Source organism: Amycolatopsis sp. cmx-4-61, from assembly GCF_046548775.1.
In the GTDB taxonomy this organism is placed as follows: Bacteria; Actinomycetota; Actinomycetes; order Mycobacteriales; family Pseudonocardiaceae; genus Amycolatopsis.
The window spans coordinates 60,121-85,032 of record NZ_JAEBEI010000005.1; the positions used below are offsets into that span (position 1 = coordinate 60,121).

Below are 24,912 nucleotides of genomic sequence, written 5' to 3' on the forward strand. Positions count from 1 at the left end.
GGTCAGCGGTGGGCGGCGGCCACCTCCGCCAGCTCGTCGAGCGCCTTGAGGGTCTCCGCTTCCGGCAGGGTGTCCAGCAGGAACGTGTACCGCTCGACGCCGGCCTCGCGGAAGCCGTCGACCACCTTCGGCGCCGTCGGGCCGCCGAAGACCGCGAACTGCACGTCTTCGCGGCCCTGGTCGGCCAGCCAGCGGCGGACCCGCTGCGCCTCCTGGTACTTCGTGTGGCCGCGGAGCAGCCAGCCGTCGCCGTACTTGACCAGCCGGTTCAGGGCCGCTTCGCTCTCGCCGCCGATGTAGATCGGGACGTGCGGCTGCTGCACCGGCTTCGGCCAGCTGAAGATCGGGTCCAGGTCGATGTGCGCACCGTGGAACTCCGCCTGCTCCGAGGTCCAGATCTCCTTCAGCGCCGCCAGCTGCTCGTCCATCAGCGCGCCGCGCGTCTTCGGGTCGGTGCCGTGGTTGCGCATCTCCTCCCGGTTCCAGCCGACGCCCACGCCGAACAGCGCGCGCCCGTCGGAGATCAGGTCCAGGGACGCGACCTCCTTGGCCGTGTGGATCAGGTCGCGCTGGACCAGCAGGGCGATGCCGGTGCCGAGCAGCAGCTCCGACGTCGCGGTGGCCGCCGCGGTGAGCGCCACGAACGGGTCGAGCGTGCGGTAGTACACGCGCGGCAGCTCGCCCCCGCCCGGGTACGGCGTTTCCCGGCTCACCGGGATGTGCGAGTGCTCGGCCAGCCACAGCGACCCGAAGCCGCGTTCTTCCAGGGCCGCGCCGAGCACGTCCGGGCGGATGCCCTCGTCGGTGACGAATGTGGAGATCCCGAATTCCATGCCTCCAGGACTACCACCGGGTTGACGAGGGGTGCAGGATGGAGTCATCTCATCATACGTTGAATAAGGGGATGGTCATGGACGTGCAGGACGTCGACTTCGAGGAGCTCTACCGAGGCGCCACGCCGATGGGCCGCAAGATGCCGTGGGACCTCGGGGCCCCGCAGCCCGCGGTCGTCGCGCTGGCCGACGCCGGCGAGTTCGGCGGCGACGTCCTCGACATCGGCTGCGGCCTCGGGGACAACTCGGCGTTCCTCGCCTCCCGCGGCCTGCACGTCACCGGCCTCGACGGCGCACCTTCGGCGGTCGAGCAGGCGCGCGCCCGCGCCGCGGAGAAGGGTCTCGACATCGAGTTCGCCGTCGCCGACGCGACGGAGCTGGCGGGCTACGAAGGCCGCTTCGACACGGTCCTCGACAGCGCGCTGTACCACTGCCTCGGCGAGGACGAGCGCCGCGCGTACGTGGCGGCACTGACCCGGGCGACGCGGCCGGGCGCGCGGCTGCACCTGTTCGCCTTCTCCCCGGAGGTGCCGGCGGGTTTCCCGGCGCCGTACCTGATCAGCGAAGCCAACCTGCGGGAGACGGTCGGCAAGGACTGGACGATCGAGCGCCTCGAGCCGACGGTGTACACGACGTCGATGACGCCGGAAGAGCTACAGCAGAGCGTCCGGGTGGTGCTCGGCGCGGAGCCGCCCGCCCTGACCGGGATGGACACCGACGCGGACGGCCGTGTCCTGGTCCCGGTCTGGCAGCTGACGGCGGTCCGCCGCTAGACGTTGCGGCGGTACTGCCCGCCCACCTCGAAGAACGCCTCCGTGATCTGGCCGAGTGAGCACACCCGCGCGGCGTCCATCAGCACCCCGAACAGGTTGCCGCCGCGGGTGGCCGCTTCGCGCAGCGCCTTCAGCGCCTGCTGGGCCTCCTCCTGGTGGCGGCGCTGGAAGTCGGCGAGGCGGTCCAGCTGGGACTGCTTCTCCGCCTCCGTCGCGCGGGCCAGTTCGACCTCGACGTCCTCCTCCCCCGCGTTCGGGTTGCGGAACGTGTTGACGCCGATGATCGGCAGCGAGCCGTCGTGCTTCTTGCGCTCGTACAGGATCGATTCGTCCTGGATCCTGCCGCGCTGGTAGCCGGTCTCCATCGCGCCGAGGACGCCGCCGCGCTCGCTGATCCGGTCGAACTCGGCCAGCACGGCCTCCTCGACCAGGTCGGTCAGCTCGTCGATGACGAACGAACCCTGCAGCGGGTTCTCGTTCTTCGACAGGCCCCACTCCTTGTTGATGATCATCTGGATGGCCATCGCGCGGCGCACCGACGACTCCGAGGGCGTCGTGATCGCTTCGTCGAAGGCGTTGGTGTGCAAGGAGTTCGCGTTGTCGTACAGCGCGCAGAGCGCCTGCAGCGTGGTGCGGATGTCGTTGAAGCTCATCTCCTGCGCGTGCAGCGACCGGCCGGACGTCTGCACGTGGTACTTGAGCTTCTGCGACCGCTCGTTCGCGCCGTAGCGCTCGCGCATCGCCACCGCCCAGATCCGCCGCGCCACCCGGCCGAGCACCGAGTACTCCGCGTCCATGCCGTTGGAGAAGAAGAACGACAGGTTCGGCGCGAAGTCGTCGATGGCCATCCCGCGGGCCAGGTACGACTCGACGTAGGTGAACCCGTTGGACAGCGTGAACGCCAGCTGCGAGATCGGGTTCGCCCCGGCCTCGGCGATGTGGTAGCCGGAAATCGACACCGAGTAGAAGTTGCGGACGCCGTGCTCGATGAACCACTCCTGGATGTCGGCCATCATCCGGAGGCTGAACTCGGTCGAGAAGATGCAGGTGTTCTGGCCCTGGTCCTCCTTGAGGATGTCGGCCTGCACCGTGCCGCGGACGGTGCGCAGCACCCACTCGCGCAGCTCGGCGGCTTCGGCGTCGGACGGCTCCCGGCCGTGCTCGTCGCGGAACGCCGTCAGCTTCTGGTCGATGGCGGTGTTGAGGAAGAAGGCGAGGATCGTCGGCGCCGGGCCGTTGATCGTCATCGACACCGACGTGTTCGGCGCGGTGAGGTCGAAGCCGTCGTAGAGGGCCTTCATGTCGTCGAGCGTCGCGATGGACACCCCGGACGTGCCGACCTTGCCGTAGATGTCGGGACGTGTGTCGGGGTCGTGGCCGTAGAGCGTCACCGAGTCGAACGCGGTGGAGAGCCGCTTGGCCTCCGAGTCGGCCGACAGCAGCTTGAACCGGCGGTTGGTGCGGAACGCGTCGCCCTCGCCGGCGAACATCCGCGCCGGGTCCTCGCCGTCGCGCTTGAACGGGAAGACACCGGCGGTGTACGGGAAGTAGCCCGGCAGGTGCTCGCGGCGCAGGAACGAAAGCAGCTCACCGGATTCGGCGTACCGCGGCAGGGCGACCCGCGGGATCCGGTTGCCCGACAGCGTGTCGCGCCACAGCTGCGTGCGCAGTTCCTTGTCGCGGATCTTCACGACGAGCTCGTCCTGGCGGTACTCCTCGGCCAGCGCGCGGAACCGCGCCAGCAGCTTCGTGGTTTCACCGTCCACATCGGACTCGGCCGCGGCGAGCAGCCCGTCCAGCGCGTCGGTGGAGGCGTCCACCTTGGCGAGTTCTTCGCGCGCGACGGCCAGCGCGTCCCGCTTGCGTACCGCGGCGACCTGCTGCTGCGTCTTGGCGTGGTAGCCACGCACGGTGTCGGAGATTTCGGCCAGGTAGCGGGACCGGTTGCCCGGGATGATCGTCGACGCGTCGGTCGAGACCTTGCCCGCCACCTGCGGCAGCGTTCCCGCGGACACGCCGAGGCCCCGCTCGGCGAGCAGCCCGCGCAGGTGCTGGTACAGCGCGGTGACGCCGTCGTCGTTGAACTTCGCCGCGCTCGTGCCGTACACCGGCATGTCCTCCGGCGCCGACGAGAAGGCCTCGCGGTTGCGCACCAGCTGGCGCGCGACGTCGCGGCGGGCGTCCTCGGCGCCGCGGCGCTCGAACTTGTTGATCGCGACGACGTCGGCGAAGTCGAGCATGTCGATCTTCTCCAGCTGCGACGCGGCGCCGAACTCCGGCGTCATCACGTACAGCGACTGGTCGACGAAGTCGACGATCCCGGCGTCGCCCTGGCCGATGCCGGGCGTCTCCACGATCACCAGGTCGAAGCCGGCGGCCTTGCAGGCCAGGATCGACTCGCGCAGCCCGGCCGGGATCTCGCCGGAAGTCGTACGGGTGGCCAGCGAGCGGAAGTACACCGGCGAGCCGTCGAGGCAGTTCATCCGGATGCGGTCGCCGAGCAGCGCGCCGCCGCCCTTGCGCCGCGACGGGTCGACGGCGAGCACCGCGATCCGCAGCTTGTCCTCCTGGTCGAGGCGGAAGCGGCGGATCAGCTCGTCGGTGAGCGACGACTTGCCCGAGCCGCCGGTGCCGGTGATGCCGAGCACCGGCACCTCGCGCTTGCCCGCGGCCTCGGCGAGGCCGCCCAGCAGGTCGCCGGGCAGCTTCTCGGCCTGCAGCTGCGTGATGACCCGCGAGAGCGCGGCGACGTCGCCGGAGAGCACCTTGTCGAGCGCGGGCGACTCGGCCGCGAGGTCGGTGTCGCAGGCCTTGATCATCAGGTTGATCATGCCCGGCAGGCCCATTTCGTAGCCGTCCTCGGGCGAGAAGATGCGGGCGACGCCGCGCGAGTGCAGCAGCTCGATCTCCTCGCGCACGATCACCCCGCCCCCGCCGCCGAAGACCTTGATGTGGCCCGCGCCGCGCTCGCGCAGCAGCTCGACCAGGTAGGAGAAGTACTCGACGTGCCCGCCCTGGTAAGCAGAGATGGCGACACCCTGGACGTCCTCGGCGATGGCCGCGGTCGCGACCTCGTCGACCGACCGGTTGTGGCCGAGGTGGACGACCTCCGCCCCCTGGGACTGCAGGATCCGCCGCATGATGTTGATCGACGCGTCGTGCCCGTCGAAGAGGCTCGACGCGGTGACGAAGCGGACGGGGTGCACGGGGCGGTACAGCTCGCTGCTCATCCCTCCAAAATACTTTGACTTCCTACTATTGGAAACCCGAGGACCAGTGACGCAGCTCTCAGGGCCACCCGGGAGAACCTTGACATCGGCCAGCTGGAGCCTATATTTAACCAGCATGTTAATTAACGAGATGGTGAAATGACCGACACGCTGAGCCGGACGTTCTCGGCCCTCGCCGACCCGACCCGGCGCGCCATCCTCGCGCGTCTCTCGGCCGGCGAAGCGACGGTGAACGAGCTCGCCGAGCCGTTGCCGATAAGCCTGCCCGCGGTGTCCCGGCACCTGAAGGTCCTGGAAGAGGCCGGGCTGATCACCCGGGGGCGGACGCGCCAGTGGCGGCCCTGCCGGCTGGAAGCCAAGCCCCTCGAGGACGTCGCCGACTGGGTGGCGGCCTACCGCCGGTTCTGGGACGACGGGTTCGACCGCCTCGAAGACCACCTGCGGAGGCTGACCGGCGATGCCTGACCTCACCATCACCCGCGTGTTCGACGCCCCGCGCGAGCTGGTCTTCGCCGCCTGGACCGACCCCGACCAGCTGGCGAGCTGGCTCGGCCCGCACGGCTACACCGGCTCGGCCGTCACCCTCGCCACCCGGCTCGGGGGCGCCTGGCGGGCGTGCATCCGCTCCCCCGAAGGCGACGAGCACTGGATGCACGGCGTGTACCGGGAGATCACCGCCCCCGAACGGCTGGTGTTCACCTTAGCCTGGGACACCGAAGGCGACCTGCGCACCGAGATGCTCGTGACGATCGGCTTCGCCGACCTGGCGGCAAGACCGAAATGACCTTCGTCCAGACCGGCTTCCCGACCGCCGCCGACCGCGACGGCCACGACGAGGGCTGGACCTCCAGCTTCGAGGACCTGACCGGCTTCATCCGAGGAAAGGACGTCCGATGACCGCCACCTTGCCCGAGATCGTCTCGCCGGAGGAATGGCAGGCCGACCGCGACGCGCTGCTCGTCAAGGAGAAGGAGCTGATGAAGGCGGCCGACCACCTCGCCGCCGAACGCCGCCGGCTGCCGATGGTGCCCTTCACCGAGCCCTACGAGTTCGAGTCGGCCGAGGGGAAGAAGAGCCTGCTCGACCTGTTCGACGGCCGCCGCCAGCTGATCGTCTACCACTTCATGCTGCACCCGGGCGACGAGGCGGGCTGCCCCGGCTGCTCGCTGGTGGTCGACAACCTGCCGCACCTGGCCCACCTGCACGCCAGGGACGTCACGTTCACGGTGGTCGCGCCGGCGACGTTCGCGGAGATCGAGCGGTACCGGACGCGGATGGGCTGGGACGTGCCCTGGGTGTCGGCGCACGGCAGCACGTTCACCGAGGACTGCGGCGTCGGCTCGGGCTTCGGCGTGAGCGTGTTCCTGCGCGACGGCGACGACGTCTACCGCACGTACTTCACCTCCGGCCGCGGCGGCGAGATGTTCCTCTCGTCGCACCGGTACCTCGACATCACGCCACTGGGGCGCCAGGAGGCGTGGGAGGAGGAGAGCCGCGGCGACGACGCGCCCAGCTCGTGGTGGCGCCGGCACGACGAGTACTGACCACCGGAGGCAGCGCGCGGTTCGGCTTCGCACCGGCCGAGCCGCGCTGCTGCGGCCGACCGATGTCGGCCCCCGGGCAGCGCCGGCCCGGAACCCGCGCCTTCGGCCGTGACCCGGGCGAAAGAAGGCGCGCTGACGGCGGGCGTGGCGCGCGTGGCGGCGCTTGTGCCCGCGTGCCGGAGTGCGCGCGCACGCGGTCTTCCCCACAGCGGCGCCGCGCGGCTCGACCTCGCACCGGCCGAGTCGCGCACCTTCGACCGGCCGATCGCGCCGCTCGGTGCGAGCGATGCCGGGCCCGGGCGTGTCCCGGGCCCGCAGGCGTCAGCGGGCGTTGGCCGCCCGGAGCGCGATCCACTGCCGCATGGCGTACTCGACCAGCGTGATCAGCGTCTGCTTCGTCGACTCGCGGTCCCGGGCGTCGCAGCGGACGATCGGGATGTTCGGGTCGATCGACAGGGCCTCGCGGACGTCGTTGATGTCGTGCTCCAGCACGCCGTCGAACGTGTTGATGCCGACGATGTACGGCAGCCCGCGGTCCTCGAAGAAGTCGATCGGCGCGAACGAGTCGGCCAGCCGGCGCGTGTCGGCCAGCACCACCGCGCCGATGGCGCCGCGGACCAGGTCGTCCCACATGAACCAGAACCGCTGCTGCCCGGGCGTGCCGAACAGGTACAGGATCAGGTCCGCGTCCAGCGACACGCGGCCGAAGTCCATCGCCACCGTGGTCGTCGACTTGCCCGGCGTGTGGTCGAGGTTGTCGACCCCCACGCTGGCGTCGGTCATCATCGCCTCGGTGGTCAGCGGCACGATCTCCGACACCGACCCGACGAAGGTCGTCTTCCCCGCACCGAAGCCGCCAGCCACCACGATCTTGGCGGATGTCATGGTCGGGGGCGCGGTGTCCCGCGGTGCCTTAAAGCCGACGGAGTCCACTCAAAACCCTTTCCATCAACACCAGATGTGCCTCGGCGCCGTCATTGCCCGTAATCGTCTTGTGCACCGTGACCAGCCCCGCGTCGGCCGCGTCGCTGATCAGTACCCGGGCCACGCCCAGCGGCACCCGCAGCGCCGAAACGATCTCGGCGACCGAACGGGGGGTCCGGCACTCTTCCATGATCGAGATGCACTCGATCTGCTCCGCGGCCACTTCGGGGAAGCCACCGGTGGCAGCGTAGTCCTTCGCGGAGATCAGTGTCTCCAGCTCCAGGGCATAATTGGCCCGGGTGCGGCCGCCGGTCAGCGCGTACGGCCGGACGATCGCCGTCAGTTCCTCGGGCGCGGGCGGCTGCTCGAACACCGCGGGCATGACGAACTCGCCGCTGGGCGGGCCCGGGTCGAACAAACCGCCTGGTCTGGGGCTGTCCCCGTCGGTACTGCCGGGTGGAGAGACTAAAGAGGTCACATGATCTCCTTGGTCGGCCGACGGCGCGGGGGCCGGCGGATCCGCGGCCGCGTGCGCACCGGCGGCCGGGGGTTGCGGGGACTCCTTGCTCTTCTTGCGCTTCCGACGGGCACGGCCGGAATCCAGCGTGAACCCGTTGAGGACGTCGGCGAACCTGCCGTCGTCCCCACGCCCGGCGGAGCTGCGCCCCTCGGGTGGTTCGCCGTCGAATCCGGACCCCGTGCTCATCGCGCCATCATCCCACCGGTTCGCCGATCAGCGACCCCCCGGAGCCCTGAAGCTGAGCGCGCAGCTCCGGGGTGAGGATCTGGCCGACGCGGTCGACGAGCATCGTCATCTCGTAGGCGACCTGGCCGATGTCGCAGTTGGGGGCGGCCAGCACGGCCAGGCACGAGCCGTCGCTGATCGACATCAGCACCATGATCCCGAGCTCCATCTCGACGACGGTCTCGTTCACCGCGCCGGCTTCGAAACAGCGGGCGGCGCCCTGGGTCAGGCTGACCAGGCCGGAGGCGACGGCGGCGAGCTGGTCGGCCCGGTCGAGCGGGAGCCGGTTCGACGCGGTCAGCAGCAAGCCGTCCGCCGAGACGACCACGGCGTGCGCCACGCCGGGCACCCGCTCCGCGAAGTCGTTCACCAGCCAGCCGAACTGGTTCTGCGTCGGCTGAGCGCTACTCGGCGAGGTCATTCACCCTCCAAGGTCTCGTGGTTGTTCTCGGCCGCCTGTGCGGTGCGGTGGCGTCCGCGCTCGATGCCCTGCTGGAAGCTCCGCAGGCGGCCCCGCACGTCGTGTGCGTCCCGTTGTGGTCGGGGGGCCGTGGCCCCGGTGGACGGTCCGGCGCTGCCCGGGAGCAGCTGCTCCCCGCGACGGCGCCGGGGCAATCCTGCCGAAGTGAAGGTGGAGGGTGTCGACTGGGACACCGCTTGCACGGCGTGCCAGCCGTCGTCCGTGCCGAAGTTCCACTCGGTGGTGCCTTCCACCGCGGTCTCTTCCCGGCGCGGAGCGGGGGTTTCCGTGGGCTTCCACCCGTTGGCGACGGGCAGCCGGCCGGAATCCTGGTGCCGCCCGTTGAGCTGCGGAAGGGTGCCCGAAGTGGACCCGGTGGCCGCCGGACGGCGGCTGGGCAGCGCACCCCCGGCGGGGGGCCGCTGGGAAGCCTGGTCCGCGGGCGGGGCCGCTGCGGGCGCCGGTGAGGCAGCCGCCTGCTGATCGGTCACGGGCTGCGCGGCAGCCGCGCCCAGCTGCGGGGCAGCCGCGGGGGCCGCGCCTGGCTGCGGTGCGGCCGTGGGGGCCGCATCCGACTGCGGTGTGGTCGCGGCGGCCGCACCCGGCTGCAGTGCGGTGGCGGCGGCCGCATCCGACTGCGGTGTGGTCGTGGCGGCCGCACCCGGCTGCGGTGCGGCCGCGAAGGGCGCATCCGACTGCGGTGCGGCGGCGGCACCCGGCTGCGGTGCGGCGGTGGCGGTCTGCGGAGCGGTGCTCGGCTGCGGGGTGGCTTGCCCGGCGATGCCCGGCTGTGCGGGGGCCGCCGCATCGTGCTGCGCCGCCGAGAGATCCTCCCCGTCCACGGGCGGGTGCCCCTCACGGGCCGAGTCCGCCGCGCCGGGCTGCTGCCCCGGCTGCCCGGCCGCCTCCGGCGCGGCCTGCACCGAACCCTGGCCCGGCTGCGCCGAACGGGCAGTTCGATCCGAACCCGCGGCTTGCCCAGCCGCAGACTCCCGACCCGGCCGCGCGAACGCCTCCGGCACAACCTGCGCCGAACCCTCACCCGCCTGCGCCGAACCGGCGGCCCGATCCGAACCCGCGGCTTGCCCAGCCGCAGACTCCCGACCCGGCCGCGCGAACGCCTCCGGCACAACCTGCGCCGAACCCTCACCCGCCTGCGCAAACACTTCCTGGCCCGGCTGCGCCTGCTCCGGCTGCGCCGGACCCGCGGCTTGCCCAGCCGCAGGCTCCTGCCCCGGCCGCGCAAACGCTTCCGGCAGGGCCCGCGCCGAACCCGCCTGCCGCACCGAATCCTGCGTGGGCGCCGAACCCGTCGTCGCCTGCTGCCCCGTCCCCGAACCCTCGCCCGGCTGCGCCGGACCCGCGGCTTGCCCGGCCGCAGGCTCCTGACCCGGCACGAACGCCTGCGCCGAACCCGCCTGCCGCGTCGAATCCTGCGTGGGCGCCGAACCCGTCGCCTGCTGTCCGGTCCCCGTACCTTGCTCGGCCGCCGGCTGGGGGTGCTGGGCCGACTGGGCCGTGCCCAGTCCCGGTCCCGACGGCGTGCCCGGCTGGGAGGCCGGGCGGGAACGCTGGGCCGCGGCCTGGCGGGCCTGGCGGCGGCCGCGGTTGACGCCCTGCTGGAAGCTGCTCAAGCGGCCGCGGACGTCCGCCGGGTCGCGGACCGGGAGGTCCGGCCGGGCCGGGGCCGGCTGCGGGGCCGCCGGGACCGATGGGGTCGCGCTGCCCGGCAGCAGCTGCTCGCCGCGGCGGCGGCGCGGGAGGCCCGCCTCGGTGAACGCCGTCGGCTCGGCCTTCGTCCGCTCCTGGACCGTGCGGAAGTTCTCGTCGCTCGCGAAGTCCCAGCTGCGGCGCTCCTCCGGCGGCGCCTCCTCGGCGGCGGCCGGCTCTTCCTCGGACACGGCCGGCTTGTCCTCGCGGAACCACGCCGACAGCATCTCGTCGAAGATCGGTGTCGTCTCCGAACGGTCCGGTGCCGGGGCCGGCGGGGGCGGTTCCGACCCCGCCGTCGCCTCCTGCCACCAGTCGCTCAGCGTCGTCTCGTTGGCCGTGAACAGGTCCTTGCCCGCCGGCAGGTCGTCCGCCCGCGGCGGCAGCGGCACCGACAGCACCGTGGGCACCGGCGGCAGGGCCGGGGGCGGCGGCGGGACGTCGCCGTCCTTCTCGATCGGGGCGAACAGCGCGGTCCCGGAGATCTCCAGGTCCGAGGGCGGGCGGCCACCGGACAGCCCGGCGAGGTCGCTCGCCGACGGCCAGCGCTCCTCCCCCATCGCCGGCTGCTGCGGCACCACCGGCCGCGGACGGGCCGCGCCGTTGACCGGGCGGCGCGGCAGCCGGTTGCCCGCCGCCGGGCTCGCCGGGTGCTGCTGCAGCGCGCCGATCGGGCCGGTCGCCGGGCCGTCGGTCACCGGCATCACCAGCTCCGCCGGGACCACGACCGTGGCGCGGACGCCGACGATGTCCTTGCCGCCGTGCAGCGACACCCCGATCCGGTGCCTGCTGGCCAGCCGGCCGACGACGAACAGGCCCATCCGGCGGGACGTCACCAGGTCGACCGACCCGGCCTCGGTCAGCCGGGTGTTGGCCTCGATGACCTCGCACTCGTTCATCCCGATGCCCTTGTCCAGGATGTCGATGTGGAGCGAGCCGTCCTCGCCCAGCCGCGACGCCACGGTCACCGTGGTCTCCGGCGCGGAGAACGCCGCGGCGTTGTCCAACAGCTCGGCGACCAGGCGCATCAGGTCGCTCGCGGCGTAGCCGACGATCCGGGCCGGGGGCGGCGGCTGCACCTGGACCCGCTGGTACTGCTCGATCTCCGACACCGCGGCGCGCAGCATGTCGGTGGTGCCGACCGGCTTGCCGGACCGGCGGCCCGGCTCGGCACCCGAGAGCACCATCAGGTTCTCGTTGTTGCGCCGCATCCGGGTGGCGAGGTGGTCGAGCTGGAACAGCGTCGCCAGCTGGTCGGCGTCCTCTTCGTCCCGCTCCAGCTGCTCGATCAGGTGCAGCTGCCGCTGCACCAGGCTCTGGCTGCGCCGGGACAGGTTCACGAAGACGCTGCCGTAGCCGGTGCGCATCGCGGCCTGCTCGGTCGCCAGCCGCAGCGCCTGGTGGTGCACCTTGTCGAAGGCCCGCGCCACCTCGCCGACCTCGTCGTCGGTGTGCACGGGCACCGGCCGGACGTCGGTGCCCTGCGCGCGGCCCTCCTGGATGTTGCGGACGGCCTCGGGCAGCGCGGTCTCGGCGACGTCGAGGGCGCTGCGGCGCAGCACCTTCAGCGAACGCAGCAGCTGGCGGGTGATGAGGAAGACGACCGCGACGGCCAGCACCATCGCGGCGAACAGGACCACCGCGAGCAGGCCGGCGCCGCTGCTGGAGTCGTCGACGAGCTCGGCCGCCGTCTGCGACGCCGACGCGCCGAGCCGGTCGGCGATCCGGCCGATCTGCGTGCGCATCGCCGCGGAAGCGTTGTTCCACTCCGCGGCGGGCAGCGCGCGGAAGGCGTCGTCCACCGCGCTGCTCTGGGCGTTCAGGATCGTCTCGACCATCCGGGCCCGGCTCTGCGCCTGGGCGCCCTCGGCGATCGCGGCGAAGTCGCGCTGCAGCGTGTCGCCCGACGCCGAGCGGAAGTCCACGAGCCGGTCGGCGAGCCGCAGTTCGGCGGCGCGCAGGGTGGCGAGCTCGCTCGGCGTCAGCCCCGCCCGGCCGATGCCGTAGGACACGAGGGCCTGGCTGAGCGACACCTGTTCGCCGGCGACCAGCAGTTCGTGCAGCCCCGCCGGCATGCCGCCGAGGGTGCCGTCGCCGGCGCCCGCGGTGGCCGCGGTGTCGAGGCTGATGAGCGACCCGGTGAGCGCGGAGTACGCCGTGATGGCCTGGCCGGGGTCGAGCTGGCCGCCGTCGACCTGGCGGCGCAGGAAGGCGAGGTTGCCGACCTGCGCCGACGCCGCGCCCGCGGCGCCGGACACGCCGGGCTCGGCTTCGGCGGCGCGGGTTTGCTCCGCGGTGAACGGGCCGGTCGCGGCGTCGGTGGCCTTGCGCGCCGCGGCCAGGTCGGGGGTGCCGCCGACGGTGCCCTCGGTGAGCATCGCCGCGGTGACCGTGCGCTCCTGCTGGATGGCGGCGGTCAGCGTGCGGATCCCGCCGCCGAGGGCGACCAGCCGGTCGAGCCGCTGGTACTCGTCCGAGCGGGCGACCTGCGCGGCGATCGTGGCCACGCCCAGCACCAGCGCGAGGACGATGGGCACGACCGTGACGGCCGAAAGCTTGACGGGGAGGCTCCAGTCGCGCCACTGCACGAGCGCGCGCCACCCGGCCTTTCCCTGGGGTTGCCGGGGCGCTCGGCCGAGCAGTTCCCCGACGGGCACCTGACCTTCTCCTGCAACGGTCACGTGAGTGACTCCCTGTCCGGCGTCATGGATCCGCGTCGGCGGCGTGGCGTCCCAGCTCGCGTCGGGCCGGACGGCCGTGCCGTCCCCGCCCTGCCGCTTCCCCGGCGCCCTCGCTCGTCCCCGGCCGCCCCGCCGTCCGCGCGCCCGTCGCCGGGCAGGCACCGTCCCGCCGTCCCGTGCCCGGGACTCTGCACGTGCATGTCGCAACTTGCGTTGTGCACGGTGATCGAGATCAACTTTATCGGTGCCAATCGATCGCTGCGGTCAGCTGGGCCAAAGAATCGTACCCCCGATGCCGTGCCGGTCAATTGTGTTCCCCGTTCGGGCGCTGACCTGCGAAAAGTGCTTTCGCCACCGGACAGGAGCGACGCCATTCCGCGACACCGCCCCCGAAAGCGGGAATTCCGGTTACCGGACTGCGGGCCGGTCGCATCCGGCCGTCACCCGATTAGCCCAGACAGGGTAGCAGTATCCCTCGGTCGATCTACACTCCGTACCACCAACGGGTGGGTCAAGTCTCAAGATGTGCCCGATGTTGTGGCGTTCCGCGTTGTCCCGCCCCGACCCGGTGATTTCTGACCGAACCCTACGCTGACCAGTGGATCTTCGCCTAATGCCGGCCCCTCGAAGCCACCCGCGAGCCGGATCAAGTCCGGATTTCGACTACGAAGGGTTACCAGCCTGCCGGAGGACGCACGATCGTTAGCCCGTTCGCCGCAGTGGTCCCCGACGTCCGCAACTTGCCGTCACAATTCTTTTCGGCATTACGGACCTCCTCCCCACTCCCGGTCGCGCGCCACCCATTCGACACCGTCGACCGGAAAACGAATACGGCCACCCGGATCGACCGGACCGTCCGGCCGCCTTCGGCAGCCGCCGGATGGCGTAGTTACGATGTGCCCTCGCAGTCCGCAAGGGCGGCCCGGTGCACTCCCGCAGGCGTCCCGGGGCCCGCCGCCACGGAGGCACTCTGCCGGAGGCACCATGTACGACGTAGCGCGGCCCGCGCCGGGCAACGCCCTCGAGGAGACGAGCCGGATGCCGGCCCTGCCCGCCGGGCCCGGCCCGGCCGGCGGGCCGCCCCAGCGCCCGGCCGCCCCCTCGGGCCCCGACTACCTCGCGATCCAGGCCGGTCCCGGGTTCCGCTCGCTGCGCCGCCGGTTCCGCGGCTTCGTCTTCCCGCTGAGCTTCGCGTTCTTCGCCTGGTACATGACCTACGTGCTGCTGGCCGCGTACGCGCACGACTTCATGAGCCGCAAGGTGTTCGGTCAGGTCAACGTGGCCATCCTGCTCGGACTGGGCCAGTTCGCCAGCACCGCGTTCATCACCTGGCTCTACCTGCGCTACGCCCGCCGCCGGCTCGACCCGCGGGTCGCCGAGCTGCGGGCGGCCGCGGGCCTCGCGGAAGAGAAGCGCCGGTGACCGCGCTCGCCGCGGGCGGGTCCGCCACCAGCGATCCCGTCGTCAACACCGTCGTGTTCGCCCTCTTCGTGGCGATCACCCTCTACGTCGTCTACCGGGCCGGCAGCCGGAACTCCTCGACGTCGGACTACTACGCCGCGGGCAGCGCCTTCACCGGCCGCCAGAACGGCATCGCGCTTTCGGGCGACTTCCTGTCGGCGGCGTCGTTCCTCGGCATCGCGGGCGCGATCGCCGTCCACGGTTACGACGGCTTCCTGTACTCGATCGGCTTCCTCGTCGCGTGGCTGGTCGACCTGCTGCTGATCGCCGAGCTGCTCCGCAACACCGGCCGGTTCACGATGGGCGACGTCGTCAGCTTCCGGATGAAGCAGCGCCCGGTCCGGGCCGCGGCGGCGACGTCGACCCTGGTGATCTCGCTCTTCTACATGCTGGCGCAGATGGCCGGCGCGGGCGGCTTGGTCGCCCTGCTGCTCGACATCCACACCCGGCTCGGGCAGGCGCTGGTGATCGGCGTGGTCGGCCTGGTCATGGTCGTGTACGTGCTGGTCGGCGGGATGAAGGGCACCACGTGGGTGCAGATCATCAAGGCCGCCGTGCTGATGCTCGCCGTCGTGCTGATGGCGGTGTTCCTGTTCGGCAAGTACGGCTTCAGCTTCTCCAACCTGCTCACCGCGGCGACCGAGAAGAGCCCGCTGGGCGAGCACCTGCTGGAACCGGGCGGGTCCTACGGCATGGACGACACCACCAAGCTCGACTTCGTGTCGCTCGCGCTGGCCCTGGTGCTCGGCCTGTCTTCGCTGCCCCACCTGCTGATGCGCTTCTACACGGTGCCGAACTCCTTCGAGGCGCGCCGCTCGGTCGTCTGGGCCACCGTGTGCATGCTCATCTTCTACGTCTGCACGCTGGTGATCGGCTTCGGCGCGGCCGCGCTGGTCGGCTCGGACGAGATCAAGAACGCTCCGGGCGGGGAGAACTCGGCGGCGCCGCTGCTGGCCCTGCACATCGGCGGCACGCTGCTGCTGGGCGTCATCGCCGCGGTGGCGTTCGCGACGATCCTCGCGGTGGTCGCCGGGCTGACGATCACCGCGTCGGCTTCCTTCGCCCACGACGTGTACGCGAACATTTTCAAGCGCGGCAAGGCCGAACCGGCGGACGAGGTCCGGGTGGCGCGGCTGACCGCGATCGTGGTGGGCGTGCTGGCGATCGTCGGCGGGGTGCTGGCGAACGGGCAGAACGTCGCGTTCCTCGTGGCGCTGGCGTTCGCGGTGGCGGCGTCGGCCAACCTCTCGACGCTGCTGTATTCGTTGTTCTGGAAGCGATTCAACACGACCGGCACCTTGTGGGGCATGTACGGCGGCCTGATCGCGTGCGTGCTGCTGGTGCTCTTCTCGCCGGTCGTCTCGGGTGCCCCGGACTCGATCCTCAAGAGCATCGACTTCGCCTGGTTCCCGCTGAAGAACCCGGGCCTGGTCTCGATCCCGTTCTCGTTCCTGTGCGGGTTCGTCGGAACTTTCCTCGGGCGGTCGAAGGCGGACGCGGAAAAGCAGGCGGAGATGGAAGTCCGCGCGATGACCGGTATCGGCAGCTGACCCCGCCGGACGGCCGGCGTCAGGCGCGCAGGCCGTCCAGGATCACGGTCAGCACGCGCCTGCCGTCGTCCGGGCTGCAGTTGCGCACGGCCATCCCGGCGCCGTGGCCGAGGCGGAGGACGTCCGCGCCGACGACGTCCGGCCGGACGAGCCCGGCCTCCTGGGCGGCCTCGACGAGCACCCCGGTCGCCTCGCGCAGCCGCTTCTGGCAGTACAAGAAGGTCTCCGAGCCGGAGTCGATGGATTCCTTGAGGATCGTCGCGAGCTTGTGCCGCTCGACGACCCAGGTGACCTGCGCGAGCAGCCACGCCTCCAGGGCCTCCCACGGGGGCAGCTCGTCGTGCAGGACGAACGCGCGGTCGGCGAGCACCGTGATCTCGTCGCGGTAGACCGCTTCGAACAGCTTTTCCCGCGTCGGGAAGTGCCGGTACAGGGTGCCCGCGCCGACGCCGGCCTTCTTCGCGATGTCGTCCAGCGGCACGTCGGCGCCGTGGGCGGTGAAGAGGTCCTTCGCCGTCGCGACGATGCGCTCGTAGTTGCGCCGCGCGTCCGCGCGCATCGGGCGCTCGGCCTCGGGCATCCCGGCCTCCTCGCCATCAACCGGAGAGATTCTCCGAATTCACTTGCGCATCCGGAGACACTCTCCATATTATCGGATCATCGTCAAACGGAGAACGTCTCCGCTTCTCTCTTGCTCCTTGGGGGAGTATCCCTTGTCGCACCAAACGCTCGACCGCGCGCCCGCACCGGCGCGCCCCCACCGCAGCGGGCTGGTCCTCGCGATCATCCTGACCTGCCAGCTTATGCTCGTCCTGGACGCGACCGTCATGAACGTCGCCCTCCCGCGCATCCAGTCCGACCTGGGGTTCTCCCCGACCGGGCTGTCCTGGGTGATGACGGCCTACAGCCTGGTCTTCGGCGGCCTGCTGCTGCTCGGCGGCCGCGCGGGCGACCTGTTCGGACGGCGGCGCATGTTCGTCGCGGGCACGGCTCTGTTCACGCTCGCGTCGCTGGCCGGCGGGCTCGCCGACTCGGCCGCGCTGCTCATCACCGCCCGCGTCGTGCAGGGGGTCGGCGCCGCGATGGCGGGTCCGAGCACCCTGGCGCTGGTCACGACGACGTTCACCGAGCCCAAGGCCCGTGTCCGCGCGCTGGCGCTGTTCTCCGCGATGTCCAGCGGCGGCTTCGCGATCGGCCTGATCGTCGGCGGCCTGCTCACCGAGTGGATCTCGTGGCGCGCCGCGCTGTTCATCAACGTCCCGTTCGGCCTGGCGATCGCCCTGCTCGCGCCGCGGTTCGTGGCCGAACCCGAACGCCGTCGCGCGCACCTGGACCTGCCCGGCGCGGTCACCGGCACCCTCGGCGTCGGCGCGCTCGTGTTCGCCTTCACCCACGCCGCGTCCGACGGCTGGGGCAACGCGGTGACGCTCGGCTCGCTCGCCGGCGGCCTGGTGCTGCTCGCCGGGTTCGTCGCCGTCGAAGCCCGCACGGCGCTGCCGCTGGTGCCGCTGCGGCTGTTCGCCGACCGCAACCGCAGCGCGGCCTACGTCAACTTCTTCCTCGGGCCGATGGCGATGATGTCGATGTTCTTCTTCCTGACCCAGTTCATGCAGGACATCCGGCACTTCGCCGCGCTCGCGACCGGGTTCGCGTTCCTCCCGATGGCGGCGCTGATCTTCACCATGAGCCGGCTCGTGCCGCGGCTGCTCCCCCGCTACGGGCCGAAGCCGCTGGCCCTCACCGGCTCGGTGCTGATGGTGACCGGCGTCGGCTGGCTCACGCTGCTGACCACCGACAGCACGTACTTCCCGGCGCTGCTGGGGCCGCTGCTGCTGATGGGCCTCGGCGGCGGGCTGGCGTTCGCCCCGCTCAACGTGATCGTGATGGCCACGGTGCCGAGCGAGGACGCGGGCGCCGCGGGCGGCGTGCTGCAGACGATGCAGCAGGTCGGCAGCACGCTCGGGCTGGCCGTCCTGGTCACGGTGTTCGGCTCGGTGACCCGTTCGGCGGGCACGACGGGCGCGCAGCTGACGGTCGACGGCATGACGGCGGCGTTCTCGACGGCCGCGGTGTTCGCCGCCTGCACGGTGCTGGTGGCGCTGACGTTCCGCCGCGTTACAGCTTCTGCCCGGCCTTGACCCGGTGCGTCACCCGGCGCTCGACGAGGAACGAGACGAACGGGACGCAGCCGGCCAGCAGCACGAGCACGGTGCCCTTGATCGACCAGCGGGCCTTGATGGCCAGGTCGATGGTGAGCACCAGGTAGATCATGTAGAGGACGCCGTGGATCGGCGAGTAGACCGCCGACGGCGTCGGGTTGCCGAAGGCGTACCGCAGCACCATCACGAAGCACAGGCCGAGCAGCCCGACGCCGGTGACGTAGGCGGCGGTGCGGAACCGGACCAGGGGGCCGTCGAGCGGCACGGCCGTCCGGGCGCCTTCGGTGCTGGTGGTCATCGGGTCGTCGTCCTCACTCTGCGGCCTGCTGGTCGCGGGCGTTGAGCTCGCGCAGGTAACGGTTGTAGGCGGCCAGCTCGTCGTCCTCGTCCTCGTCCGCGGCCCCGGCGCTCGGGAGGGGGGTGTCCGGGCGGGGACGGGGGGCGGGCACCGCGGGCTTCTCGGCCACCGGCGCCGCGGGCCCGGCTGTGGACTCGGCTGTGGACTCGGACTCGGCTTCGGCCTTCTGCCGGAGCTTGCGGATCCGCCAGAACATGAAGGCCGGGAAGAGGCCGAAGAGGGGCCACTGCAGGACGTAGCCGAGGTTCTGGAAGGTGCCGTTGGCCGAGGTGAAGCGGTCCCACTGCCACCAGGCGAGCCCGCAGCAGACGAGCAGGCTTACCACGCAGGTCGCGACGATCGCGATCCGCCGTCCCCACGGGGAGGCGGCCGGTGGCGGGGAAGCTGGCACGCTTCGACGCTAGCACTGACCGGCTGGGCACCGGCGGCCGACTTGGGGTCGGGTGGCCCGGCTCTCAGCCCCGCTTGCGCGCCGCCTGTGCCGCCTTCGCGTAGCCGTCCGCCAGGCCGAACACCTTCTGCGCGTACTCCGTCGAGTTGTTGTAGGACAGGATCCCCGCCCACCAGCCGCCCGGGCTCGCCATGTCGCGGCCGCCCGCGCACAGGTACCGCGCCGCCGCCAGGGCCGCGTCGTCGATCTGCTGGGGGTCGCCGAGGCCGTCGCCGTTGCCGTCCGAGGCCCACTTGCGCCACGTGCCCGGGATGAACTGCATCGGGCCCACCGCGCGGTCCACGGCCGGGTCGCCGTCGTAGCGGCCGCCGTCCGTGTCGCCGATCGCCTGGACGCCGGCCGATCCGTCGAGCGGGACGCCGACGATCGGCTTGGACGGGCGGCCGTCGGCGCCGAGCACCGCGCCCGCGTACTGGCCGTGGTTGGACTCGATGCGGCCGATGCCGGCGAGCGTGGCCCACGAGATCCTGCAGCCCGGCTGGTCCGCGCGCATCGCCAGCTCGGCGTTGCCGTAGGCCTGCAGAGCCCGCGCCGGGACACCGGTGGCCGCCGCGACCTGGGCCGCCCACTGGGAAAGCGTCGCCGGGCCCGATTCGCGCGAGCGGGCCTGCTGCGGGCTCGTCTGCTGCTCGGCCCCGCCCGCCACCGCACCTCCGGCCGGCGCGACCGAGCCCGGGCGCACGTCGGCCGCCTTGACCTGCAAAGCGGGGATTTCGGTGGTGGTCGGGCTCGCCTCCGGCGTCGCGGCGCGGGTGACGAGCCAGATCCCGCCGCCGGCCACGGCCAGCACGGCGAGGACCACGATCAGCCGGGTGAGCACGGCCACGCCCGGAGCGCGCGGTGCCGGTGCGGCGGAGGCGGCTTCCTCGGCACTCGGGCCGATCGGGTCGTCCTCGGTCTTTCCGGTCCTGGTGCGCACGAAACTCCGGTTCTCCAGCGTGTGTCGACGAACGGTCAACGAGCCCGCGCACGGTGGCGTTACGCGGGTCGTCCCGATCGTCTCACCTCACCGGGTCACCCGGTCGAGTGGAAACCGGTTCCTCAGGCGGATTTCTGCTGCCGCGCGAGCCGGGCCACGCACCAGGCCGGGGCGCTGCCGCGGCGCAGGTGCTGCAGGACGGTCATCGGCCCGAGCCGCCGGCTCAGGTCGGACGGCGCGAGACCGGCCGCCCGGTAGTCGAGGGCCCGCTGGTCGAGCGGGCTGATGCCGGCGTCCCACCACTCCTCGGCTTCGGCGACGCCGCCGACCATCTGCCACCAGCCCGCGGCGGCGGTGAGGAGCTCTTCGGGCACTTCCGGCAACCGGCTGCGCATCGCGGCGAGGTAGCCGGGATCGGCCGACTCCACCGGGACGAACCGCGACTGCCCGGTCCGGGCCCGCTGGCCGGGGATGCCCGGAGCCGGCGCGGGTGCGTCGGCCAGCCACGCGGACGCGATGCGGTCGACCTCCTGCTCCTCGGGAGTCCTCTCGCGCTCGGCGGCCCACTGCCGGATCAACGCGTCCACTCCGGGATCTCCGGTCATCCCTGCCTCCTTGTAGGTCCCCGACGGACAGACCCTGACGCCTGTCCCACGCGGTGGTGCCGCACGCACCAACCTGCACCTTGCTGAGTGGAAACTGCCTGCGTACCGGGGTTCTCCGGGGGGATGGCGAACCACCCGATCACGCAATGTGAGCACCGTAGGGCCGGGGTGGTCACCTTCGCCAGACCCCGGGTGCCACGAATTCGACGACCTGCGTGTTTTCGGCCGCAATCCACCCGGATGGTCGAGTGTCGGCGTCCGAAATCCGGGATTGGTGACCCTGGGTGATTTACCGTCCGTTAACACGCACGGTAGTCGCCGGCACAGCCCGTGGCGGTGCCGGTACGCAGAAGCGCGAGGTCAGGAGAAGAGCGCCCGGAAGAACGTCACGATCGCTTCGGCGCCGTCCTTGAGCCAGCCGAGCACGCGGTGCACGAAGTCGGCGGACTGGGTGGGCTGGGTGATCAGCAGGAAGAGCACGAGCGCGACCACGCCCACGATCAGGATCTTCTTCACGCCGCCCGACATGCGCTTCCTCCCCGGCTCGCCGTCCCCGTCCTGGGAGTGGCCATCCCAATACTCTAGGGAAGGCGTGCGCGGAAGACACCTCGGACACTCGCGGACACTCGAGCAACCCCCAGGAGCGGCGATGACCCGGAACGTGCTGGTGCACCGCGACGGCGTGGTGACGACCGTCACCATCGACCGGCCGTCCGCGCGCAACGCCGTCGACGGGCCGACGGCCGCGGAACTGGCCGACGCGTTCCGCGCGTTCGACGCCGACCCGGACGCGGCCGTCGCGGTGCTGACCGGGGCGGGCGGCGCGTTCTGCGCGGGCGCCGACCTGAAGGCGCTCGGCACCGACCGGATGAACCGCACTCACCCGGACGGGGACGGCCCGATGGGGCCCACCCGGATGACCCTCGGCAAGCCGGTGATCGCGGCGGTGCACGGGCCGGCCGTCGCGGGTGGCCTCGAGCTGGCCCTGTGGTGCGACCTGCGGGTCGCGGACGCGACGGCGGTGTTCGGCGTGTACTGCCGCCGCTGGGGCGTCCCGCTGATCGACGGCGGGACGGTACGGCTGCCGCGCCTGATCGGGCAGTCCCGGGCGATGGACCTCATCCTCACCGGACGGCCGGTCGACGCCGCGGAGGCACTGGACATCGGCCTGGCGAACCGGCTGGTACCCGCGGGCGAAGCCGTTTCCGCGGCGCAGGAACTGGCGCGGCAGCTGGCGGCGTTCCCGCAGGCCTGCCTGCGCGGCGACCGCCGGTCGGCGCTGGCCCAGTGGGGCATGTCCGAACCGGACGCGCTGCGGGCGGAGTTCACCGCGGCCATGGGCACGGGAGTCCTGGCGGCGGAGGCGGTCGAAGGCGCGGCCCGCTTCACCGGCGGCGAAGGCCGCCACGGCACCTTCACGTGACCGAAGGGTCGACTCGCGTGATCGGGGAGTCGACACGCGTGATTGAAGGGTCGACACGGCCGGCCCGTCCGGTTTCGCCGTGTCGCCCCTCGGATCACGCGTGTCGACCCGGCAATCACGCGTGTCGGCGTTCCGAGCACGCGTGTTGACCGTTCTGTGAGCGGGTGTGCTTCGACCGGGGGATGCGCGTGGCTCGGGCTTGCCGGTTCCGGTCAAGCGGCCGATAAGGTCTGCCGATGGACGACGACGGCGTCAGAGTGGAGCTGCGGCCGGTGGCCGAAAGCGACCTCGACCTCCTGGAACGGCTGACCAACGATCCCGTCGCCGCCGGCGTGCACCAGTGGTTCGGCTGGCACGATCCCGGCTACCTGCGCCGCCGGTGGCTGGAGACCGGGATGCTCACCGCCGAGACCGGCATGCTCGTGCCGACGCTCGGCGGCCGCGTCCTCGGGCTCGTCTCCTGGCACCGCAGCCGGACCGGTCCGATGGCCTACTGCTGGAACATGGGCCTCGTCCTGGCCCCGGAAGCCCGCGGCCACGGCTACGGCACCGAGGCCCAGCGACTGCTCGTCGGCTACCTCTTCGCGCACACCCAGCTCAACCGGGTCGAAGCGACGACCGAGGTCGGCAACCGCGCCGAACAGCGCTCGCTCGAGAAAGCCGGCTTCACCCGCGAAGGCGTCCTCCGCGGCTACGACTTCCGGGACGGCGAGTGGCGCGACCACGTCATCTACTCGGTCGTGCGCTCCGACCTGGCGAAGACCTAGGCGATCACCCCCACCGCCCGCAGCGGGTCCAGGTCCGTGACACCCAGCTCGGCCAGCACGGCCTCGGTGTCGGATCCCTTGCCCCGCGGGGCTTCCGGCGTCGACGGCGGGGTCCGGTCGAACCGCGGCGCCGGCGCCGGCTGGACCATGCCGCCGATCTCGACGAACGTGCCGCGCGCCGCGTTGTGCGGGTGCGAAGCCGCTTCTTCGGGCGACAGCACCGGCGTCAAGCACGCGTCGGTGCCTTCGGCGCGCGCGACGAGCTCGTCGCGCGTGTGCTTGGCGATCGCGCCGGCCACGATCTCGCGCAGCCGCGGCCACTGCGTCTTGTCGATGTGCAGCGGCAGCTCCGTCGGGTCCAGCTCCAGGACCTTCACGAGGTCGCCCCAGAACCGCATCTCGATCGCGCCGACGGCGACGTACTTGCCGTCGGCGGTCTCGTAGGTGTCGTAGAACGGCGCACCGCCGTCGAGCATGTTCTCGCCGCGCCCGGCCGACCAGAGGCCGGCCGCCTTGATGCCGTGCAGGCTCGTGGTGAGCAGCGCGGCGCCGTCGACCATCGACGCGTCGACGACCTGGCCGCGCCCGGACGTGGTCCGCTCGTACAGCGCCGCGAGAACGCCCATCGCCAGCAGCAGCCCGCCGCCGCCGAAGTCGCCGACGAGGTTCAGCGGCGGCACCGGCCGCTCGCCCGCGCGCCCGATCGGCTCGAGCGCGCCGGCGATGCCGATGTAGTTGATGTCGTGCCCGGCCGCCTTGGCCAGCGGGCCGTCCTGCCCCCAGCCGGTCATCCGGCCGTAGACCAGCTGCGGGTTGCGGGCGTGCACGACGTCGGGACCGAGGCCGATCCGCTCGGCGACCCCCGGGCGGAAGCCCTCGATGAGCACGTCGGCGTCGTCGCACAGCTTCAGCACCAGCTCGACGCCCTCGGGCGTCTTGGTGTTGATGCCGACCGACCGGCGGCCGCGGGCGAGCGGGTCGGTCCCGATGCCGAGGACGTCCTCCCCCGGCTGTGCCCGGTCGACGCGGACGACGTCGGCGCCGAGGTCGGCGAGGACCATCGTGGCGAACGGCCCCGGCGCGAGACCGGCGAGCTCCACCACCTTCAGGCCGGCGAGCGGACCTGCCTTCATGAGCGAAAACCTTTCAGAGCGAGCGGGAGATGATTTCCTTCATGATCTCGCTGGTACCGCCGAAGATCCGGGAGATGCGGACGTCGGCCCAGGCACGCGCGATCGGGTACTCGGTCATGTAGCCGTAGCCGCCGAACAGCTGCACGCAGTCGTCGACCACCTTGTTGACGCGCTCGGTCGTCCACAGCTTCGCCATCGCCGCGCCCTGCACGTCGAGCTCGCCCCTGAGGTGGCGTTCGATGCACTGGTCGAGGAACGCGCGCGCCACCGCGGCTTCGGTCGCCGCCTCGGCGAGGGTGAACTTGGTGTTCTGGAAGGAGAAGATCGGCCGGCCGAACGCCGTGCGCTCCTTGGTGTACTCCAGCGTGAGGTCGACCGCCGCCTCCAGCCCGGCCACCGCGGTGACGGCGATGATCAGCCGTTCCTGCGGCAGCTGCAGCATCAGCTGGACAAAGCCCTGGCCCTCGGCGTCGCCGAGCAGGTTGCCGACCGGCACCCGGACGTCGTCGAAGAACAGCTCGGCGGTGTCCTGGCCCTTGAGCCCGACCTTGTCGAGGACGCGGCCGCGGCGGAAGCCCGGGGTGTCGGTTTCGACCACGATCAGCGAGACGCCCTGCGCGCCGGCGTCCGGGTCGGTCTTGCAGGCGACGACCACGAGGTCGGCGTGCAACCCGTTGGTGATGAAGGTCTTCGCGCCGTTGAGGACGTAGTGGTCGCCGTCGCGGACCGCCCGCGTCTTGATGTTCTGCAGGTCCGAGCCGGTGCCGGGCTCGGTCATCGCGATCGCGCCGACGAACTCGCCGCTGGCCAGCTTCGGCAGCCACGCGCGCTTCTTCTCTTCGGACGCGTAGGCGAGCAGGTAGTGCGCGACGATTCCATTGTGGACGGTGACGCCCCACGCGCTGTCGCCGGAGCGCGCCTGCTCCTCGTAGAGCACGGCCTCGTGGGCGAACGTGCCGCCGCCCCCGCCGTACTCCTCGGGGATCGACAGGCAGAGCAGGCCGACGTCGCCCGCCTTGGTCCACAGCTCGCGGTCGACCTTCTTCTCCGCCGCCCAGCGCTCCTGGTGCGGGACGGCTTCCTTCTGCAGGAAGGACCGCGCGAGTTCGCGGAGGTCGTCGAGCTCGGTCGTGCTCCACGAGCTCTTCGGCAGTTGCAGTGGCACGGGACCCTCCTGCTGGAAAAC

23 protein-coding genes are annotated in these 24,912 nt (G+C 71.8%); 9 read left to right on the plus strand and 14 right to left on the minus strand.

Going from position 1 to position 24,912, the window contains the following annotated elements; translation table 11 throughout:
* Window positions 1-2: 2 nt before the first annotated feature.
* Window positions 3-833: an LLM class F420-dependent oxidoreductase gene (locus ACLJOU_RS17215; protein ID WP_410568468.1), complete on the minus strand. Its 831-nt coding sequence runs from the start codon at window positions 831-833 to the stop codon at window positions 3-5.
* Window positions 834-910: 77 nt separating this feature from the next.
* Here ACLJOU_RS17215 and ACLJOU_RS17220 point away from each other — a divergent pair, with 77 nt between their 5' ends.
* Window positions 911-1,606 carry a class I SAM-dependent methyltransferase gene (locus ACLJOU_RS17220; protein WP_410568470.1) on the plus strand — a complete coding sequence of 232 codons (696 nt, stop codon included), beginning with the start codon at window positions 911-913 and terminating at the stop codon, window positions 1,604-1,606.
* Here the strand turns inward: ACLJOU_RS17220 and icmF are convergent.
* Window positions 1,603-4,836 carry a fused isobutyryl-CoA mutase/GTPase IcmF gene (gene icmF / locus ACLJOU_RS17225; RefSeq protein ID WP_410568472.1) on the minus strand — a complete coding sequence of 1,078 codons (3,234 nt, stop codon included), beginning with the start codon at window positions 4,834-4,836 and terminating at the stop codon, window positions 1,603-1,605. The genes ACLJOU_RS17220 and icmF overlap by 4 nt on opposite strands.
* 138 nt (window positions 4,837-4,974) lie before the next feature.
* Between icmF and ACLJOU_RS17230 the strand changes: the two genes are divergently transcribed.
* The 3 genes from ACLJOU_RS17230 to ACLJOU_RS17240 all read left to right on the plus strand — a co-directional run bounded on the left by ACLJOU_RS17230 (window position 4,975) and on the right by ACLJOU_RS17240 (window position 6,380).
* Window positions 4,975-5,301 (plus strand): ArsR/SmtB family transcription factor, encoded by a 327-nt coding sequence (locus ACLJOU_RS17230; protein ID WP_410568474.1) that lies wholly within the window; start codon window positions 4,975-4,977, stop codon window positions 5,299-5,301.
* Window positions 5,294-5,620 (plus strand): SRPBCC domain-containing protein, encoded by a 327-nt coding sequence (locus ACLJOU_RS17235; protein ID WP_410568476.1) that lies wholly within the window; start codon window positions 5,294-5,296, stop codon window positions 5,618-5,620. Before ACLJOU_RS17230 ends, ACLJOU_RS17235 begins: the two co-directional genes overlap by 8 nt.
* A gap of 109 nt (window positions 5,621-5,729) precedes the next feature.
* Window positions 5,730-6,380, plus strand: coding sequence for a DUF899 domain-containing protein (locus tag ACLJOU_RS17240; protein WP_410568478.1), 651 nt, complete (start codon window positions 5,730-5,732; stop codon window positions 6,378-6,380).
* 321 nt (window positions 6,381-6,701) lie between these two features.
* Here ACLJOU_RS17240 and ACLJOU_RS17245 read toward each other — a convergent pair whose 3' ends face one another.
* Genes ACLJOU_RS17245 through ACLJOU_RS17260 form a run of 4 tightly spaced genes read right to left on the minus strand, consistent with a single transcriptional unit; the run spans window position 6,702 to window position 12,876 of the window.
* Window positions 6,702-7,265 (minus strand): GTP-binding protein, encoded by a 564-nt coding sequence (locus tag ACLJOU_RS17245; protein ID WP_004561255.1) that lies wholly within the window; start codon window positions 7,263-7,265, stop codon window positions 6,702-6,704.
* A gap of 28 nt (window positions 7,266-7,293) precedes the next feature.
* The gene (locus ACLJOU_RS17250) at window positions 7,294-8,010 is read right to left on the minus strand and encodes a DUF742 domain-containing protein (protein WP_410568480.1); all 717 of its coding nucleotides are present in this window, start codon (window positions 8,008-8,010) and stop codon (window positions 7,294-7,296) included.
* Window positions 8,011-8,017: 7 nt separating this feature from the next.
* The gene (locus ACLJOU_RS17255) at window positions 8,018-8,470 is read right to left on the minus strand and encodes a roadblock/LC7 domain-containing protein (protein WP_004561253.1); all 453 of its coding nucleotides are present in this window, start codon (window positions 8,468-8,470) and stop codon (window positions 8,018-8,020) included.
* Window positions 8,467-12,876 carry a nitrate- and nitrite sensing domain-containing protein gene (locus ACLJOU_RS17260; protein WP_410568956.1) on the minus strand — a complete coding sequence of 1,470 codons (4,410 nt, stop codon included), beginning with the start codon at window positions 12,874-12,876 and terminating at the stop codon, window positions 8,467-8,469. The genes ACLJOU_RS17255 and ACLJOU_RS17260 overlap by 4 nt, the downstream gene beginning before the upstream one ends.
* A gap of 1,008 nt (window positions 12,877-13,884) precedes the next feature.
* On the opposite strand from ACLJOU_RS17260, the gene ACLJOU_RS17265 reads away from it, so the two are divergent.
* Both ACLJOU_RS17265 and ACLJOU_RS17270 read left to right on the plus strand, forming a co-directional pair.
* Complete coding sequence (locus ACLJOU_RS17265; protein ID WP_410568482.1) at window positions 13,885-14,322, plus strand: DUF485 domain-containing protein; 438 nt, start codon at window positions 13,885-13,887, stop codon at window positions 14,320-14,322.
* Entirely contained in the window at window positions 14,319-15,911 is a 1,593-nt protein-coding gene (locus tag ACLJOU_RS17270) for a cation acetate symporter (protein WP_410568484.1), read from the plus strand. The genes ACLJOU_RS17265 and ACLJOU_RS17270 overlap by 4 nt, the downstream gene beginning before the upstream one ends.
* Before the next feature lie 19 nt (window positions 15,912-15,930).
* Here the strand turns inward: ACLJOU_RS17270 and ACLJOU_RS17275 are convergent, their stop codons facing one another.
* Window positions 15,931-16,491: a TetR/AcrR family transcriptional regulator gene (locus ACLJOU_RS17275; RefSeq protein ID WP_410568486.1), complete on the minus strand. Its 561-nt coding sequence runs from the start codon at window positions 16,489-16,491 to the stop codon at window positions 15,931-15,933.
* Between the two features lie 133 nt (window positions 16,492-16,624).
* On the opposite strand from ACLJOU_RS17275, the gene ACLJOU_RS17280 reads away from it, so the two are divergent.
* On the plus strand, window positions 16,625-18,049 hold the full coding sequence (locus ACLJOU_RS17280; protein ID WP_410568488.1) for an MFS transporter: 1,425 nt from the start codon (window positions 16,625-16,627) through the stop codon (window positions 18,047-18,049).
* On the opposite strand, the gene ACLJOU_RS17285 is transcribed toward ACLJOU_RS17280, so the two are convergent.
* The 5 genes from ACLJOU_RS17285 to ACLJOU_RS17305 all read right to left on the minus strand — a co-directional run bounded on the left by ACLJOU_RS17285 (window position 18,027) and on the right by ACLJOU_RS17305 (window position 20,931).
* Entirely contained in the window at window positions 18,027-18,368 is a 342-nt protein-coding gene (locus ACLJOU_RS17285; RefSeq protein WP_410568490.1) for a DUF3817 domain-containing protein, read from the minus strand. The two genes, ACLJOU_RS17280 and ACLJOU_RS17285, sit on opposite strands and share 23 nt — an antisense overlap.
* Before the next feature lie 13 nt (window positions 18,369-18,381).
* A complete protein-coding gene (locus ACLJOU_RS17290; RefSeq protein WP_410568492.1) occupies window positions 18,382-18,819 on the minus strand; it encodes a hypothetical protein in 438 nt (145 codons plus the stop codon).
* Between the two features lie 64 nt (window positions 18,820-18,883).
* Complete coding sequence (locus ACLJOU_RS17295; RefSeq protein ID WP_410568494.1) at window positions 18,884-19,798, minus strand: lytic transglycosylase domain-containing protein; 915 nt, start codon at window positions 19,796-19,798, stop codon at window positions 18,884-18,886.
* Window positions 19,799-19,920: 122 nt separating this feature from the next.
* Window positions 19,921-20,403: a helix-turn-helix transcriptional regulator gene (locus ACLJOU_RS17300; protein ID WP_410568495.1), complete on the minus strand. Its 483-nt coding sequence runs from the start codon at window positions 20,401-20,403 to the stop codon at window positions 19,921-19,923.
* 360 nt (window positions 20,404-20,763) lie between these two features.
* Window positions 20,764-20,931 (minus strand): hypothetical protein, encoded by a 168-nt coding sequence (locus tag ACLJOU_RS17305; protein ID WP_014466828.1) that lies wholly within the window; start codon window positions 20,929-20,931, stop codon window positions 20,764-20,766.
* 121 nt (window positions 20,932-21,052) lie between these two features.
* On the opposite strand from ACLJOU_RS17305, the gene ACLJOU_RS17310 reads away from it, so the two are divergent.
* Both ACLJOU_RS17310 and ACLJOU_RS17315 read left to right on the plus strand, forming a co-directional pair.
* Window positions 21,053-21,826 (plus strand): crotonase/enoyl-CoA hydratase family protein, encoded by a 774-nt coding sequence (locus ACLJOU_RS17310; RefSeq protein WP_410568496.1) that lies wholly within the window; start codon window positions 21,053-21,055, stop codon window positions 21,824-21,826.
* Between the two features lie 236 nt (window positions 21,827-22,062).
* Window positions 22,063-22,593, plus strand: coding sequence for a GNAT family N-acetyltransferase (locus tag ACLJOU_RS17315; RefSeq protein WP_410568498.1), 531 nt, complete (start codon window positions 22,063-22,065; stop codon window positions 22,591-22,593).
* Here ACLJOU_RS17315 and ACLJOU_RS17320 read toward each other — a convergent pair.
* Window positions 22,590-23,726, minus strand: coding sequence for a CaiB/BaiF CoA transferase family protein (locus tag ACLJOU_RS17320; protein WP_410568500.1), 1,137 nt, complete (start codon window positions 23,724-23,726; stop codon window positions 22,590-22,592). The two genes, ACLJOU_RS17315 and ACLJOU_RS17320, sit on opposite strands and share 4 nt — an antisense overlap.
* 13 nt (window positions 23,727-23,739) lie before the next feature.
* Window positions 23,740-24,891 carry an acyl-CoA dehydrogenase family protein gene (locus tag ACLJOU_RS17325; RefSeq protein WP_410568502.1) on the minus strand — a complete coding sequence of 384 codons (1,152 nt, stop codon included), beginning with the start codon at window positions 24,889-24,891 and terminating at the stop codon, window positions 23,740-23,742.
* Window positions 24,892-24,912: the final 21 nt, after the last annotated feature.